Source organism: Natronorubrum halobium (assembly GCF_051351675.1).
Classification (GTDB): domain Archaea; phylum Halobacteriota; class Halobacteria; order Halobacteriales; family Natrialbaceae; genus Natronorubrum.
The window spans coordinates 2845682-2860751 of the sequence record NZ_CP195595.1 but is presented as its reverse complement, the minus strand read 5'-3'; the positions used below and the strand labels follow the sequence as shown (position 1 = coordinate 2860751).

Genomic DNA, 15070 nt, shown 5'->3' with positions numbered 1-15070 from the left:
TACATGTCTCGTACAGTCAAAATCCTGGTCGCCCTGTTCGTCATCGCCGTCCTCTGGAAAGTCGTACTCAGCGGCTCCTCCGACGTCGATATCGAAGAGGTCGAGTACGACCCAGTCGAGTAACGGTAGACAGCGCCGTTCGATTCCGAACGGTTTACGGATGCGGCGCCGTACCCTACAGTATGTACGGCGTCGTCACGCGCAACGCAGAAGAAGTTCGCTGGCCGGAGTTCGACCGCGGCTTCTACGAGGTCAAAGACGTGACCGGCCGGTCCGCCGAACCGATCGAAGACGGCGTGAACATGGTGTCCTGTTTCGGCGACAACGCCGCCGCGGACGCCGATCCGTCGCTGGTTCCCGTCGACGACCTCGGACGCCCGGCCACGCGCGACCGGACGTACTTCGACTGGGCTTACATCTGCCCCTCCCGGGAGGACTACCGCGAGGGCCTGTTCGAGATCATCGACGACTGCGTCGACGCCAACGAGGACGTTCGACTCGACGATATCGGCTTTCCGCGCGCCGAGTACTGCCGGTGTGGCGTCTGCGAGGAATCGTTCAAAGCCAGCGAGTACGACGACCGCCTCGAGTGGCGCGCCGGCGTCATCACCGAGTTCGTCGAGGAGGCCGTCGAGCGCATCCCCGGTCGCGTCTACATGACGCTCTACCCCGATCCCTATCCCGGCCACCTCTACGAGCGAGCGGGGATCGACCTCGAGGCCCTCGAGGAACACGTCGACGAGTTCGTCGTTCCGCTGTACGACATGGCCTACGAGACGACCTACTGGCTCGAGACGATCGCCCGGGGGTTCGAGAGCGCGCTCGAGACGCCGTTTAATATCGAATTGTACGCGGTAAACGTCGATATCGACAACCTGATCCACGCCACCGAAGTCGCCGAAGCCTACGGGAATGACGTCTTCTTCGGCTACGAAGCGAGCAACGCCCGGGGGGCACTGCGACGCATGCGAGCCGACGAACGCGACGGTGTGACCCACGGTGAGCCGGATTCGGACTCCTGAGCGAACTCTCGAGGCGAGTCAACCGCCTATTACTCATCGTTCACCCGCGTCGATCACGGCGACACGGGAGCCAGCACGGAATCGCGTCGGCTCGTGACAGTTCGCCGTGACCGTCGGTTCTGGTTACCGTTTCCATCGTTTCTCGCAGTCTCTCGAGCGCGGCGCGTCGTTTCACTAATTGGTCTCGCTCTTCCGAGTGGAACTGAGGGCGGCCTTTATTGGACCCTCCGTCCCCCTGCTGGGTGAGCGAGGATCGCCGATCCTCGAGTGACTACCCATGAGAGAGAACCACCAATCCCAGCAGTCGCAGCGAGAGCCGACCGAACAGATCCAGCGGTCGACGATGAACCAGGGCCAAAAGGTCTTCGAACAGGCCGTCGACCTCCAGCGGAACATGGCGCGCATGACCCTGAGTGCGATGCGGTGGCAGGACACGGCTCAGGAGCAGGGCCTCGAGATCACGAAGTCGATGATGCAAGGATTCCCGGGCCAACAGTTTACGCAGTCGATTATGCAGAGCTATCTGCAGGGCCTCGAGGCCGTCGTGCCGGAGATGGAACGTGCGATGGAGAAGGGCGTGCAGGCCGCCACGCAGTCCCAGCCGGGACAGGGCCAGCAGATGGGAGGCCAGCAGTTCGGCAGTCAGCAGCAGACGGGACAACAGTTCGGCAGTCAGCAGCGGATGAGCGGCCAGCAGGGCACTCACCAGTCGGGTGGTCGAATGGGCGGTCAGCAACTGACCGGCCAGCAAACCGGTGCCCAGATGGGTCAGCCGAGTGGACGACAGACGAGCGGACAGATGGGACAATCGGGTCAGACCGGGAATTATCCGATGGCTAGCCAGACGAGCGGCCAACAGATGGGCGGCCAGCCACAGTCCGGTCAGCAAATGGGTGGCCAGCCACAAACCAGCCAGCAAACGGGACAGCACACCCGCCAGCAGGGCCAGCAGTACCCACAGACTGGCGAATGGGTCTCACAGACTGGGACGTACGGCGGCGAGCCGTCCGGATCGGCCGGCCGGCAACGATCCCAGCAGACGGATACCGGCGGCCAGTTCGAGCAGGAAACGCAGCAGGGCCAACAGCCACAACCCCAGTCTTCACAACCGGATCACCAGTCGGGTCGACGGTCGTTCCAGTCGGAGACACAGGCCAGTTCACACCGGTCACACCAGGGGCTACAGTCCCAGCCACACCAGCAGCGCGGAATCGACCAGTCGAATCGAGGACGTGATCAGGAACAGCGACCTCGAGGTCGGGAGTTCGGCCAGTCGTCGCAGCGCCAGACCGATCAGGGACGTCTGCGGGACCAGTACTCACAGCGAACCGACGCGGACCGACGCGAGTCCGATCAGGATCGGCAGCGACAGCCGATCGCTCAGGGGCAGCGTGGCGGGTCGTCCCCGGAGGAGTTCGACGCCGGCGAATCGTCCGAATTGCCGGAACAGGAGACCGAAGAGGTGGACGATCAGGAGGAGATGCCACAGGACGACATGGAGATCTCGGCCGAGCAAGGACGAGACGAGACCGACGACGAAGACGACGAAGACGACGAAGACGACGAACAGGCAGAGTAGCGACGACCCTCGCGCCACGGCTCACATCGACCCGAGTCGCGTGGTAGAACGTCCCGCTTGCCTACGATTCGTGTCTCGCGGCGCATTTGGGTGTGATCATTCGCTTACAACGAGGCACAGTCCGACAGCGCGAGCACCAGTCTCCGTCCGAGCGATCGATCGGCAGTTCTGGCCCGTCGAACAAAAAGTACGGTTCGGAAGGCAGCTACCGACAGCGACTCGAGACGACGTCGTGATCGGGACTACCGAGTGTCTCGGTCGTCGAGGACGTCGTCATCGTCGTCGTCGTCACCGATGAGGTCGTCGTCATCGTCGGTGAGGCCATCGTTATCGTCGTCACCGGTCAGATCGTCGTCATCGTCGCCGATAAGGTCGTCATCGTTGGTAGCGGCTCTGTCGTTGTCGTCGCCGATGAGATCGTCGTCGTTGGTAGCGGCTCTGTCGTTGTCGTCGCCGATGAGATCGTCGTCGTCGTCACCGATCAGGCTATCATCGTCGTCGGTGAGGCCGTCGTCGTCGTCACCGATCAGGCTATCATCGTCGTCGGTGAGGCCGTCGTCGTCGTCACCGATCATACTATCATCGTCGTCGGTGAGGCCATCGTCATCATCACCGATCAGGCTATCATCGTCGTCGCCGATCAGATCGTCGTCACCCGTACCGGTTCCGCGATCCGTTCCGGCGCCAGCCGCGCCGGCACCGGTCTCAGTGCCAGTCGTCGTTCCGGTACCAGTTTCCGTATCCGGTGTCCCCGCATCAGTGTCGGTCGATCTGGAGCCGGCGTCCAGGTCCGTGGTCCCACCGGCGCTGGTGGCACCGCCGCCAGCACTGCCGGACAGATCACTCTCGAGGTGGACCGCGTCGCCCGTCACCTGGGCTACCGAGCCCTCCTGGAGCGGGTAGGTGTCGTCGTCGGTGCCGCCCCAGCCGAGTTTCGCCTTGATCGTGTCCGTGATTCCGGGGTCCGGTTCGACGTGCGCTGTGCCGTGTTCGACGTCTGCGACGAGACCGACTTCTTCGCCGTTCGCGTTCACGACGGTCTTGCCGATGTCGTCGTCGGTAAACTCTGGAGACATTACACTCTACTAGACGGCGAACCCGTGGAAGTTGGTGGTGCTTGCGGTGGCTTGCGGTTCGAGTAGTGACACGTTCCGTACCAGATCCCGTCGAAGTCACGATCTAGCGTGTTAGTCCGGTTACGTGTCGAATTCGGGGTCGCGGCCCTCGAGGAACGCCGTGACCCCCTCTTCGTGAGCCTCGGAGGTTCGGGCCTGCACCTGCAGGAGGTTCTCGTAGTCGAGGGACTCCGACCAGTGGCGACTCATGTTCTCGTGCATCGCCTGTTTCATCATGCCGACGATCTCCGTCGGGCGGTTCCGCAGTTGTTCGACGGTCTCCTCGACGCGGTCGTCCAGTTCGTCGGCCGGAACCGTCTCGTTGACCAACTCGAGGTCGGCGGCCCGTTCGGCGTCGAAGAACTCGCCGGTGAACGCGAGTTTCTTCGCGGCGCGCAGGCCGATGATGTGCGGCAGCATGAACGTCCCGCCGGTGTCGGGGATGAGGCCGACCCGGACGAACGCACAGGAGAAGGTCGCGTCGGCGGCGGCGTAGGCGATGTCCGCGAGCGCGACGACCGCTAACCCGGCTCCGATGGCGTCGCCGTTGACCTTCGCGACGATCGGGACGGACGACTCGAGCATCGCCTCGACGACCCGTCCGAAGCTGTCGGTGACCGACTCGTAGGCGTCCCGTGCCGAGTCGGGGAACTCCGCCAGCGCTTGGAGATCGCCGCCGGCGCTGAACGCGTCACCCTCGCCCGTGAGGACGATCGCGTGGTACTCTTCCGGCGAGGCGTCGTCGATCGTCTCGGCGAGCGTGACGGCGGTCTCTCTCGTGATGGCGTTGAGCGCACCCGGTCGGTCGAACGCGATCCGAAGAATTCCGTCGTCGCTATCGACGTGCATGGCTCGACAGTGACTGGCAGGCGACATAACGGTACTCGTTCGTCGCTACCGAGTCGGCCACCTACCGAGCAGTCGCTCGACGCAGCGTGGCTGGTGGCGTTCTCGCGTGAAAACATCGAGTGCTGCCGGGATGCCGGATGGCAGTCGGCGTCGTGCAGTCTCGAGCGATAGCTGTCGGGGAGTCGGGGTCGATTCAGTCGGACGGCATCGGCGGGGCGACGGTCTCGTCTTCGGAGACGTTCAACTCCGAGGTGACGAGGGCCCGGTAGGCGCGGCGGAGTCGCTCCGAGAGCGCCTGGTGGGAGATACCGAGTTCTTCGGACAGTTCCTGCATCGACACCTCGCGCGGGATCTCGAAGTAGCCGTGGTCGATCGCCGCGACGAGGGTCTCGTACTGGCGAGCGGTGAGGCCACACTGGGAGTGGCTCTCCTCCGCCAGATCGAATAGGCGGACGATCGTCGGAACGACGCCCTCCTCGTCGAGTCGGTCGTAGAGCGAACTGACGCTCTCCCGATCGGTGAATCGGATGCTCAACAGCCACGTGCCGCTCGAGGCCGACGCGCTCAGTACCGTCCCCTCCTCTTGGATGACCAGTTCGAAGACGTCGACGGTGTCCGGTTCGAACTCGATGTCGTACAGCCACCGGTCCTCGTCGCTGTTGATCAACGCGTAGCCGCCGATCGCGGCAGCGTCGTCGAGCGCGTCTTCGATCGCGTCCTGTGAGGGGCCCGACAGCCAGAGTCCGTGGCCGCTCGAGGCGATCACTCGCTCCATTTCACAGGTGAGCGATGGGACGGCCTCGAACAGCTCGCCAGCCCCGGTTCCTTCGGCCGGAATCTCGATGTCTGCAATCGATGTCATGATTCTCAATCACTGCTACGGCGACGATCCCAATAACCCCACTTCCAAAGAGATTAGCCTCGACAATGCCGAATGACAGTTTGAGTGATCTGTTCCGTATCGCAATCATTTCCGACTTCTTGTCACAATACTAGTAGTGCCGTCGAGAGAGCCCGACGGGCGACTGCACGGCGACCGCCGCGATGAGGCCGAGCGCGGCCGAGCAGGCGACCGTTCGATCGACCGCGCCGAGACGGCCCGACCCTCCTGCGGTCCGACCGACGGGTTCTCGTCGCGGACCAGTCGACCGCGCTGTCTCGCGTTCCGCCGCATCGTCGGTACTACTTGTCGTCGCTCTCGAGCGATTCGTTCTCGCGTGCATCGTCCGCGAGACGATCGAGAATCGGAGTGGGGTCGAGCGACCGGACGGTTTCCACGAGGTCGTCGATACTGTCACCCCCGCGGCCGACGATTTCGCCACCGATCGCGGACGGATCGCGGTCGCCGACGAGAATCGTCGGTAGGGGTGCCGCCGAGAAGCCCTCCACGACGACGAACGCGTAGCCCCGGCGCTCGAGGCGCGCGAGCGTGCTCGCGAGAGCCCGTAGTTCGGGGTCGTCGGTGTCGAAAACCCCGGTACTCGCGGGATCCTCGGCTGGATCACGCTTGCCGCGCGTGCTGATGTCGAAGGTGAGTTCGGGAGTAATACCGACGACGGTCTCGGCGCCCGCAGTTCGGTGGCGGTGGGTGTCGGTCCCGGGCGTATCGATCTCGATGTCGTGGTGGATCGATTTGACGGTCGCGACGCGCCCGTGGTCGGCCAGTCTCGGCACGAGCGTCTCGGCGAGCGTGGTCTTGCCCGAACCGCTCGGGCCGGCGAGACAGACGATTCGGGGCGGTGATCCGTGACTCATACGCTACCACGCTCGATTCGGGACGCGAACACAAGATACGTTCGAACGGACCGACGGAGCATCGCGGGATACCCGACTCGAGCGGGCGCGTCGCCCGTTCGATCAGTACGGCCCGTTCCGATCGCCTCGTGGCGGCTGTGGCTCCGGTGACCCCTGGCCGCCCCGTTGCCCGTCTGCCGGCGAGGGCGTCGTTCCGCAGGTCCCACACCGGAAGTCTCCCTCGTCCGCGTCGGTGAAGTCGTCGAGCGGTGACGGCGGTGTCTCGTCGAAGACCTTCGGCTCGACGTCGAACCGCTCGACGTCGACCTCGACGAGCCGTTCGACCAGTTCCGCCAGGGTCCGGTAGAACGACACCTCGCTTTCCTCCTGGATCGTCTCGTTGAACCGGGGGATCCAGCGACCGAGGTGATCCTCGAGCAAGTCACCCTGTGCGTCGGTGACGATCTCGATTCCGTTCTTGTCCTCGTCGAGTTCGAGGTAGGCCGTCTGCAGGGCCAGGTGCGAGAGGAATTCGAGTTCCAGGCAGAGGTGGTCCGCCCGTTCGCGGTTCCCCGCCGCGATTGACAGGTCAAAGGCCCTGTAGAACCCCGAGAGATCCGCCAGCGTGTCCGTGCTGGTCACGAGGGTTCCGGGGCTGTACTCGATCTGGTACTGCTGTATCTCGCCGCCCTTCTCGTAACCGAACAGCGTCGCCCAGTCGGAGTAGCGCTCGTCGACGTCCTCCGGATCGGTCGGCGCCGCCTCCGCGACGGCTTCGGCGCGGTCGCGGAGTTCGTCGTCCTCGAGGTGTGCGGCCGATTCGACCAACTGGCTGGTGAACTCGCCCGAGACGAGGGCCATCTCGAGTTCGTCGTCCGGACGGTCGAAGCCCAGCGACGCGAGCTTGTACAGTCGTGCGCGGTGGACGTGCGTGTCTGGGATGTCTGGTGTCATCGTTACGTGACGTCGAGTCGGTAGGCGTTGTTCTGCGAGTCGAAACGCTCGCGTTCGTACCGCGGTTCTTCCATCGGGACGCGGGCGACGGTCGAGCCGCTCCCGTCGTACCCGATCGCTTCCTCGTCGGTGACTTCGAACTGCTCGATGCGCCACTCGGTCGATCCCATCAGGTGGAGCAGTCCGCGAAGCTTCCGGTGTGCTTCGTCGCCGCGACGGGCGGCCCTGTAGGTCTCCTTGGCCTCTTCGACGCCGGGGCCGAACATCTGGAAGAGGTAGTCCGTGGGGACGTTGATCGGCGGGACGTAGTAGACGTTCGGCTCGAGACCGAGCTGTGGGTACAGCGGCAGTGCGACCTCCGCCTCGTGGACCATGAAGTCGATCGGGTTGTCCGGATCGGCTTCCTCGGGCGGGTTGACCCAGCCGTGCTGGCGGATCTTGCCGAGGCAGTTCTCGAAGCACTGCGGAACCATCCCCTGCTCGATCTTGGGGTAGCAGCCGACGCACTTCTGGGAGTTGCCTTTCGCGGGATTGTAGATCGACTTCCCGTAGGGACAGGCGCGCACGCACTCCTGAGCCGCCTGACAGCTGTCCTCGTCGATGAGAACGATGCCGTCTTCCTGGCGCTTGTAGGCCGCCTGGACCGGACAGGACCCCGCACAGGCGGCGAACGAGCAGTGGTTGCACACCCGGGGCAGGTAGAAGAACCACATCGGGTGGGTCTCCTCTTCGCCCGAGATGTGGGTGTCCGATTCGAACGATTCGCCGGCCGGCTCGTCTTCTCCGATATTCGGGTGGGCCCAGTCCTCGTCGTCGGGGCGGTAGCCCTCGACGCCCTCCGCGTGCTGGTTACCGATGTCGTCGTCGATCAGCATGTCGTCCCAGTCGACGTCGTTCGTCTCGAAGATCGTGTCGCCCTCGTAGACGCCGTCGGAGCCCCAGTTCTGGGTGCCCAGTCGGTCCAGAATCTCGCTGTCCCACCCGATCGGATGGCCGCCGTAGGGCTTCGTCTCCACGTTGTTCCAGAACATGTGCTCCTGGCCCTCGCCGTTGGTCCAGGTCGTCTTGCACGACATCGTACACGTCTGACACGCGATACACTTGTTGATATCGAACACTGCGCCCCACTGTCGATCCGGTCGGGACTCAGCGTACGGGAAATCCATCTCGCGTCCGATCTGCCAATTGTAAACTTCTGCCATTTGTGGTCACCTCGTATTAGTCGTCTGACTCGCTCGCAAAGCCGCCGCTCAGGTACCGTTTCATCTCGTCGTCCTCCTGAGTGGGTCGGATCCCGCGTTCGACGGGATTCCAGTCTCCGCCGGGTTCGCCGTCCTCGTTCACGCCGCCGTCTTCGGCCTTCTCGATCCGTACGAAGGACTCCTTGGGCGCGCCGTTGGCGGCGTGGACGTCGGGTTCGAACCCGACGTCCATGTTCTGCCCGAGCATGTCCTTGCGGGCCATCGAGTCGGTCATCCAGGTCCGACGAAGCCAGGTCGTCGTCATCGACTGGTGGCCGCCGCTACGATACATCGACACGTAGTTCGTGTCCTCGGCCTTGGCCATCCCGTCGTCGCGCTCCTCCTGGGCCTCGTAGCTCTTGTGTGAGGTCTGGCTGACGTTCATCCAGCTACGGGTGACGCCCTGGGGGAGGCTTGGCTGATAGCGGATTCGCATCAGCGCACGCGTATACTCGGTGTCCTCGTCGTCGGGGTCGTAGTCCGGGAACGGACGATCCGAGGGGTCGGCGTCGACCCAGACGTAGTCGCCATCCTGCAGTCCTTCCTCGCGGGCGTCGTCGGGGTTCATCTCGATGTACCCCTCGCCGATGTAGGGCTTGCGCCGATCGAAGGAGTCTCGGCCGTTCTCGCGACCCATGTCGCCGTAGTTACTCCACCAGACCGCGATGTTCGGCAGGTCGCTCCCGAAGGTGTGGGTCCCGTGGCGGTACTTCGGCGTCATGTAGACGTAGTTGTACCCGTCCTCGAGTTCGGTCAGCGGGTGGGCCGTATCGATCAGTTCGCTCGGCGACCTGACCACGTTGCGGACCTGCCGATCGTTGGTATCGTGGGCCTTCTCCTCGCCGTCCCAGTCGCGGTCGGCGGGCGTCTCGGGCGCGATCACCGGACTGTCGCTGTCGTCGACGATGACGTTCGGCTCGTAGGGGGTCGCGTCCATCGGCTCTCGGTGGAGCGGGATGTGTTCGCCGGCCTCGGCGAACTCCTCCTCCTCGCGGAAGAACTCGAGTCGCCCGGTTTTCGTGTACCAGGGCTGACTGTCCTGGGTCTGCTCGTTGCCGACGTGCTTGGGGTAGGTCCGGGTCATGATGATCGCCGGCGTTCCCTCTCTGGCGTCGTCTAACAGCTCCTCGACGTCGTACCCCTTGACGGCATTGGAGTGATCGAGGATGCGCTGGAGGTACGGCTTGGCCTGGTACTCCTCCTCGTCGATGAACGCCCAGTAGTCCGCGAACCGGTCGTCGCCGGTCAGTTCGGCGAGCTGCTCGGCGACGCCCTTGTAGTGCTGGGCGTCGTTCAGCGTGTTGTAGATCCGGCCGATCTCCGTCTCCGGCATCGTCGTGATAAAGGGGTTCGTCACGGAGGCGGTGATGTCGTGGACGTGGTGTTCGGCCCACGAGTCCGCCGGGAAGACGATGTCGGAGTACTCGCAGGTCATCGACCACCACCATTCGTTGGTGAAGAAGGCCTCTATCTTCCCGGTGCGCAGCATCTTCTCGATGATCTTGTAGGTCCCCTTCGCGTTGCCGAGGATGGAGTTCGACCCCGACACCCAGATCGACTTCGTGGGCGTGTGCATGTGGGAGTCGCCCTGGAAGTACTCGCCGTCGACCTTCAGCGGCTTGTCGAGGTTCGTGTAGAAGTGCGCCGAGTGGGCGTCCCAGCGCTTGTCGGTTCGCGCCGGTTCGTCCGGATCGAGTTCGACGTCGAACGGGTCTTCGAAGGCGTACTGCCCGACGCCGTTGAAGTAGGCCATCCGGTAGTTGCCCGAATAGCTGCCGATGTTGCCGGTCTGATAGCCGACGTTGCGCGTCAGCGACGCCAGCAGGAACGCGGCGCGGCCGTGCTGGTCGGCGTTCGCGTAGTGGTTCGGCCCCATCCCGGTCAGCAGCATCGTACTCTGCTTGTTGTCCGCGAAGTCGTGGGCCAGGTTCTCGACCGCCTCCGGATCCGTGCCGGTCACCTCGGCGGTCGACTCGAGGTCCCACGTGCCGACCAAGTACTCAGTGATCAGGTCGAACACCGTCCGGACCTCGACGGTGTCACCGTCCGCGAGTTCGACCTCGAACTCGCCGTCGATCGTCGCGGGAACGTCGAAGTCGTCCCCGATGTCGTCGCGCGTGACCGGCTCGAACTCGTCGCTCTCCCCGTTGTGGACGACGAAGTCGCCCCACTCCCGACGGAGTTCTTCGGTGATGACCTGCTCGTCGACGTCCGTCATGTCGACGCCGGGTCGCTCCGCGTCGTCGCCGACGGCGTCAGTCTTCTCGAGGTCCGCGGGTTCGTAGTCCTCGAAGACGTCGCTGGCCCGGAGCATCTCGTTGTCGTCCATCCGGACCAGCAGCGGCAGGTCCGTGTGTTTCCGGACGTAGTCCTCGTCGTACAGTTCCTCCTCGATGATCACCCGCGCCGCGCCGAGGAACAGCGCCGAATCCGTCGCCGGCCGGACCGTGATGAGTTCGTCGCACTTCGAGGCCGTCGCGTTGTAGTCGGTGAAGATCCCGGTGAGCTTCGACCCTTTCAGTTTGGCCTCGGTCAGCCAGTGACAGTCGGCCATCTTCGAGGTCAGGTAGTTGATCCCGTCGAGCACGATGTGGTCCGCGTACTCGATGCTCGCGAGGTCGAAGTCGACGGTCTGCTGGCCGGTGACCATCGTGTGGCCCGGCGGCAAGTCGGTGTGGAACGAGTAGTTATCCAGTCCCATCGCACCGAGGGCATCGTCCTCGGAGACGTCGCGGACGTGATTGTCCAGCAGCGCCATCGAGTTGGCGTTACGGTACTGGCCGAACAGCTTGATGACGCCCAGCAGCGGCATCCCGCCGCGGAACTTCATCGTCCGGACGCCCGCACCCTGGGTCTCCTCGACGACCCGCTCGTCATACCCCTGCTCGAGCAGCGACTGGACCCCGCTCTCGCCGCTGTAGTGGTCGGCGAGTTCGAGGAAGGTGCGAGCGGCCAGTTCGTGGGCCTCCTCGTGGGAGACCTCGATGAAGTCGTCCTCGCCGCGCTCGGCGTACTCGGCGGGCATCGAGCCGTCGGGGTCGCGGGGGAAGCCGTTCTCGACCCACTCCATGAAGCCCTCGCGGACCATCGGTGCCTTGACGCGGCGTTCGTTGTAGAAGCGATCGACCATCGCCAGGCCCTTGTTACAGACCCGGGGGTCCCACCGCTGGCTCGCCTGATTGCCGTCGAGGTCCGTCGCCTCGCCGTAGTTCATCGAGGGACCGAGGCGCGTGATTTCGCCGTTCTTGACCGAGGCCTCGAGGTAGCAGTTGTGGGTGTCGTTCGGCGTGCACGTGAGCATGTAGGAGTCGTCGGGCTCCCACACGTCACGGTAGTGGTCTTCCCACCCCTGGTTCGGATACTCCTCGAAGGGGTTCATCGGGCCGTCGTCGGCGTCGGTTTCGGCGTCGTCGGTCAGCCGTCGGAACCCGAGCAGTCCGAGTCCGGACGCGCCGGCGACGCCGGCCGCCGCCGCGCCGAGCTCTCGTCGGGTCAGATCGAGTCCGCCGTCGTCTGTCTCACTCATCGTACCACCCCGCGCACGTAGCGTGGCGGTCGTCGGAGGGCGATACCGTCGCCCGCCAGTGCGGACAGCGCCGCTCGGTCGGTGGATGTCCGTGTTCCATCACGGCTCAATCTGCGGCCGCCATCGTTTAACCAAAATCGCCTGTTCCCACCTTCTGGGGACGTCTCGCCCGGAATCCTCCCAATAGTGGGTCTTTATATCGGGACCGGTCTCCGTGGGGAGATCGTCCGTACGCGCGAGAAAATCGAGCGCAGTCAGTCTCGAGGGAAACGCCGACCGTCTACGCCGCTGGCTCCGTCGTCGACGGTGTCGACACGTCGGCCTCGAGTTCGAACTCGACGACCCATCCGTCGCGGCCGAGGTCGCCGATCGCCGTCCGTGTGAGCGCGCGTTCGTCGTGCTCGAGGCTCTCCGCGACGACGTCGACGAGTTCGTCGGGATCGCCGCGCATCAGTATCGAGACGGACGTGTCACCGACGACGCCGAACTCGGTGACCGCCTGCCGATGGATCGCGGCCGGCGGCAGGCCGCGCAGGTCGACCGCGTCCTCGGGCACCTCGGGGCCGTTCGATCCCGACAGGAACTCCCGGACGTCCGCTGCGAGCGACGCGATCGAGGCCGCTCCCGGCGTCGACGGCTCGTCGAAATCGATCGCTACTGGCTCCCGGAGCGCCGGATCGAACGGAACTGGCTCGAGCGATTCGGTTGCGACCTCGACGGAATCGATCTCGTCCGCGAGCGAGCGGCCGTCGCCGTCGAACGGGGACTCGAAGCCCTCCTCATCGGTCGCGACCATGTTCGGGACGACGCCGATCGTCGGAACGCCGTAGGCTTCGAACAGCACACCGGTTCGCTCGGTCGACCGGACGCCCGCGCCGGTCGGCGTGCTGACGAGCAGGGCTCCGTCGAGCGGGGCCTGCTGGACGAGCGTGGTCACGGCCTCGCCGATTCCCGGGGGGAGATCGACGAGTAACACGTCTCTGTCCGCCCAGACGGCGTTCCCCAGCAGGTCGGTGACGACGTCGTGGACCATCGCGCCGCGCCAGGCGACCGGCCCGTCCTCGGCGATCAGTTCGACGCTGATGACCTCGATCCCGTCCGCCAGCACGGGCATCGGACCGCCCGACGGCGTCGACTGCACCGGCCCCTCCGCGTCCAGCAGGTCCGGCGCGTCGGGCGCGTGAACGTTGGCGTCGAAGACGGCGACGTCCAGACCCGCCGCGTCGAGCGCCTTCGCGAGCGAGACGGTCACCGTGGTCTTCCCGACCCCGCCCTTCGCGCTCCCGACGGCGATCAGCGAGTCGACGCCGGTGACGGGCAGCCCGGTCTCGGGCGCCTCCGCCTCGACCGCTTCGACTCGCGCGTGCTCGACGCCGCGGATCGCGAGTCCGACACCCTGCAACTGGTCGGTGATACGCTCCCCCATCCGCTGGTCGAGGCGGCCGAAGTTCACGACGAACGTGACGATCGCGTCCTCGACGGCGACGTCCTCGAGCAGTTGCTCGCTGATCGGGTCGCCGCCGGGAACCTGGACGTCCCGCACGCGGTCGACGACCGCTCGTCTGATCTCGTCGTCGGTCCGGGGTGGCTCGGCTGACATACCCGATCGTTCGGCCCGAACCGGTATTTCACTCGTCGGGAGTTCCCAGGGCGTGGGAAGACAAATACCGTCGAATCGGCGATGCTCGAGTCGTGTCGTCACTGCGAGAATTAGTTCGACTAAGGTTCGTCCTGCACGACGGCGGATTTTCGATACTGCTCCCGGAAAGCGTCAACGCTCACACCTCCAACCGGGACATCTGTCTTTACGGCTACATTTTCTACAACACTCCAAGTGGTTATTTCAAGGGTCACCCCCAAGTGACCCTTGCTCCCGAACGGGAGCTGCGTGAGGCACGAGGGAAGAGTCTCCCACAGACCACCTTCACCTCGTGGCGCGTTCCGTGCGCACGAATCACTTCACTTTACTGAATATTATATCCATTGGTGTTCTCGGACTGTCAGTCCGCTCGTCGAGCGGAACCGTCGGTCCCGAATCGGTACTGACGGAGCCGCCCAGGCGGTCCGTCGCGTCTCAGAACAACTCGACGCGGACGCCGTCGGACTCGAGTTCCTCGGCGAACGCGTCGGCGTCGGTTTCGATCGGCTCGAAGGTGTCGTAGTGCTCGGGCAGCACCAGTTCGGCCTCGACGCTTCGCGCGAAGTCGGCGGCCTCGTGGCGGTCCATCGTGAAGTGGCCGCCGATCGGCGGCACGAACACGTCCGCGCTGATCGACTCGTGGTGTTCGAGGAAGTCCGTATCCGACGGGAAGAAGATCGTCGTATCCTCGAGCGTCATCAGGAGGCCGATCACTTCGCCCTCGGCGTGGAAGGGACTCCCGTCGTCGTCGACGTGCTCGCCCTCCGGATCGTTGTAGGCGGGTACCGACTGCACGTCGATTCCCTCGACGGTCGTCTCGCCCTCGTGGGGGAGGTCGACGACATCGTACGAGAGGTCGCTGGTATCGACGTCTTCGTAGACGGCGACCGTGGCGTCCGGCCCCGCAACGGCCTCGATCGCGTCCGGATCGTAGTGATCGAAGTCGTCGTGCGTGACGAAGACGATATCGCCGTCGCCCGGTTCGTCTTCGAGGACTTCGCCCCACGGATCGATGTAGATGATTCGGCCGTCGTCGGTCTCGAGCCGCTTGCTCGCGTGGCCGATCCGTTCGAACGTGATTCCCTCGTAGGTGACAGACATAGTCGCTCGAGACGTACGGTACGGTTCGTCTTATAATCCGGGTTGGTCACCGCCTTCGGATCCAACGTACTGCCCACGAACGAGGCACTCGAGACGCCGATCGACGAGGAAGTAGCTGTCGAGACGGTCCACGGGTTTCGATACTGACAGCGACGTTACTTGATGTACTCGAAACCGAACCCTCCGCGTCAGCGCAACAGTTTCGCTCGCCACCGTCGGCGGCGTCTTCGCTTAGTTCTCCGCTAAGCACTCGAGCGACCGAACGTCATACGCGCGTCAGACGGGCGTGAGCCTGCCGGAGACGGCTGCT

Annotated in this window: 11 protein-coding genes; 2 read left to right on the top strand and 9 right to left on the bottom strand. The window is 64.5% G+C overall.

Going from position 1 to position 15070, the window contains the following annotated elements; all coding sequences use genetic code 11:
- Window positions 1-182: 182 nt before the first annotated feature.
- Both ACSFC7_RS14135 and ACSFC7_RS14130 read left to right on the top strand, forming a co-directional pair.
- Window positions 183-1022: a hypothetical protein gene (locus ACSFC7_RS14135; RefSeq protein ID WP_436343471.1), complete on the top strand. Its 840-nt coding sequence runs from the start codon at window positions 183-185 to the stop codon at window positions 1020-1022.
- A gap of 277 nt (window positions 1023-1299) precedes the next feature.
- Window positions 1300-2601, top strand: a complete 1302-nt coding sequence (locus tag ACSFC7_RS14130) for a hypothetical protein (protein WP_436343470.1) — start codon at window positions 1300-1302, stop codon at window positions 2599-2601.
- Window positions 2602-2843: 242 nt separating this feature from the next.
- Here ACSFC7_RS14130 and ACSFC7_RS14125 read toward each other — a convergent pair whose 3' ends face one another.
- From ACSFC7_RS14125 to ACSFC7_RS14085, 9 genes are all read right to left on the bottom strand, one after another.
- Window positions 2844-3677 (bottom strand): PRC-barrel domain containing protein, encoded by an 834-nt coding sequence (locus ACSFC7_RS14125; RefSeq protein ID WP_436343469.1) that lies wholly within the window; start codon window positions 3675-3677, stop codon window positions 2844-2846.
- A gap of 120 nt (window positions 3678-3797) precedes the next feature.
- Window positions 3798-4565, bottom strand: coding sequence for an enoyl-CoA hydratase/isomerase family protein (locus ACSFC7_RS14120; protein WP_436343468.1), 768 nt, complete (start codon window positions 4563-4565; stop codon window positions 3798-3800).
- A gap of 193 nt (window positions 4566-4758) precedes the next feature.
- Entirely contained in the window at window positions 4759-5427 is a 669-nt protein-coding gene (locus tag ACSFC7_RS14115) for a helix-turn-helix domain-containing protein (RefSeq protein ID WP_436343467.1), read from the bottom strand.
- 320 nt (window positions 5428-5747) lie between these two features.
- Window positions 5748-6320: a molybdopterin-guanine dinucleotide biosynthesis protein B gene (mobB, locus tag ACSFC7_RS14110; RefSeq protein WP_436343466.1), complete on the bottom strand. Its 573-nt coding sequence runs from the start codon at window positions 6318-6320 to the stop codon at window positions 5748-5750.
- A 102-nt stretch (window positions 6321-6422) separates the two neighbouring features.
- Window positions 6423-7253 (bottom strand): TorD/DmsD family molecular chaperone, encoded by an 831-nt coding sequence (locus ACSFC7_RS14105; RefSeq protein ID WP_436343465.1) that lies wholly within the window; start codon window positions 7251-7253, stop codon window positions 6423-6425.
- Between the two features lie 2 nt (window positions 7254-7255).
- Window positions 7256-8455 (bottom strand): 4Fe-4S dicluster domain-containing protein, encoded by a 1200-nt coding sequence (locus tag ACSFC7_RS14100; protein ID WP_436343464.1) that lies wholly within the window; start codon window positions 8453-8455, stop codon window positions 7256-7258.
- 16 nt (window positions 8456-8471) lie between these two features.
- The gene (locus ACSFC7_RS14095; RefSeq protein ID WP_436343463.1) at window positions 8472-12020 is read right to left on the bottom strand and encodes a molybdopterin-dependent oxidoreductase; all 3549 of its coding nucleotides are present in this window, start codon (window positions 12018-12020) and stop codon (window positions 8472-8474) included.
- 280 nt (window positions 12021-12300) lie between these two features.
- Complete coding sequence (locus ACSFC7_RS14090; protein WP_436343462.1) at window positions 12301-13620, bottom strand: P-loop NTPase; 1320 nt, start codon at window positions 13618-13620, stop codon at window positions 12301-12303.
- Between the two features lie 474 nt (window positions 13621-14094).
- Window positions 14095-14760 (bottom strand): MBL fold metallo-hydrolase, encoded by a 666-nt coding sequence (locus ACSFC7_RS14085; protein WP_436343461.1) that lies wholly within the window; start codon window positions 14758-14760, stop codon window positions 14095-14097.
- Window positions 14761-15070 lie beyond the last annotated feature (310 nt).

Bases quoted from the DNA above. Each gene is read 5' to 3' on its own strand.
- ACSFC7_RS14135 (WP_436343471.1), top strand. From the start codon at position 183: ATGTACGGCGTCGTCACGCGCAACGCAGAAGAAGTTCGCTGGCCGGAG.
- ACSFC7_RS14130 (WP_436343470.1), top strand. From the start codon at position 1,300: ATGAGAGAGAACCACCAATCCCAGCAGTCGCAGCGAGAGCCGACCGAA.
- ACSFC7_RS14125 (WP_436343469.1), bottom strand. From the start codon at position 3,677: ATGTCTCCAGAGTTTACCGACGACGACATCGGCAAGACCGTCGTGAAC.
- ACSFC7_RS14120 (WP_436343468.1), bottom strand. From the start codon at position 4,565: ATGCACGTCGATAGCGACGACGGAATTCTTCGGATCGCGTTCGACCGA.
- ACSFC7_RS14115 (WP_436343467.1), bottom strand. From the start codon at position 5,427: ATGACATCGATTGCAGACATCGAGATTCCGGCCGAAGGAACCGGGGCT.
- mobB (WP_436343466.1), bottom strand. From the start codon at position 6,320: ATGAGTCACGGATCACCGCCCCGAATCGTCTGTCTCGCCGGCCCGAGC.
- ACSFC7_RS14105 (WP_436343465.1), bottom strand. From the start codon at position 7,253: ATGACACCAGACATCCCAGACACGCACGTCCACCGCGCACGACTGTAC.
- ACSFC7_RS14100 (WP_436343464.1), bottom strand. From the start codon at position 8,455: ATGGCAGAAGTTTACAATTGGCAGATCGGACGCGAGATGGATTTCCCG.
- ACSFC7_RS14095 (WP_436343463.1), bottom strand. From the start codon at position 12,020: ATGAGTGAGACAGACGACGGCGGACTCGATCTGACCCGACGAGAGCTC.
- ACSFC7_RS14090 (WP_436343462.1), bottom strand. From the start codon at position 13,620: ATGTCAGCCGAGCCACCCCGGACCGACGACGAGATCAGACGAGCGGTC.
- ACSFC7_RS14085 (WP_436343461.1), bottom strand. From the start codon at position 14,760: ATGTCTGTCACCTACGAGGGAATCACGTTCGAACGGATCGGCCACGCG.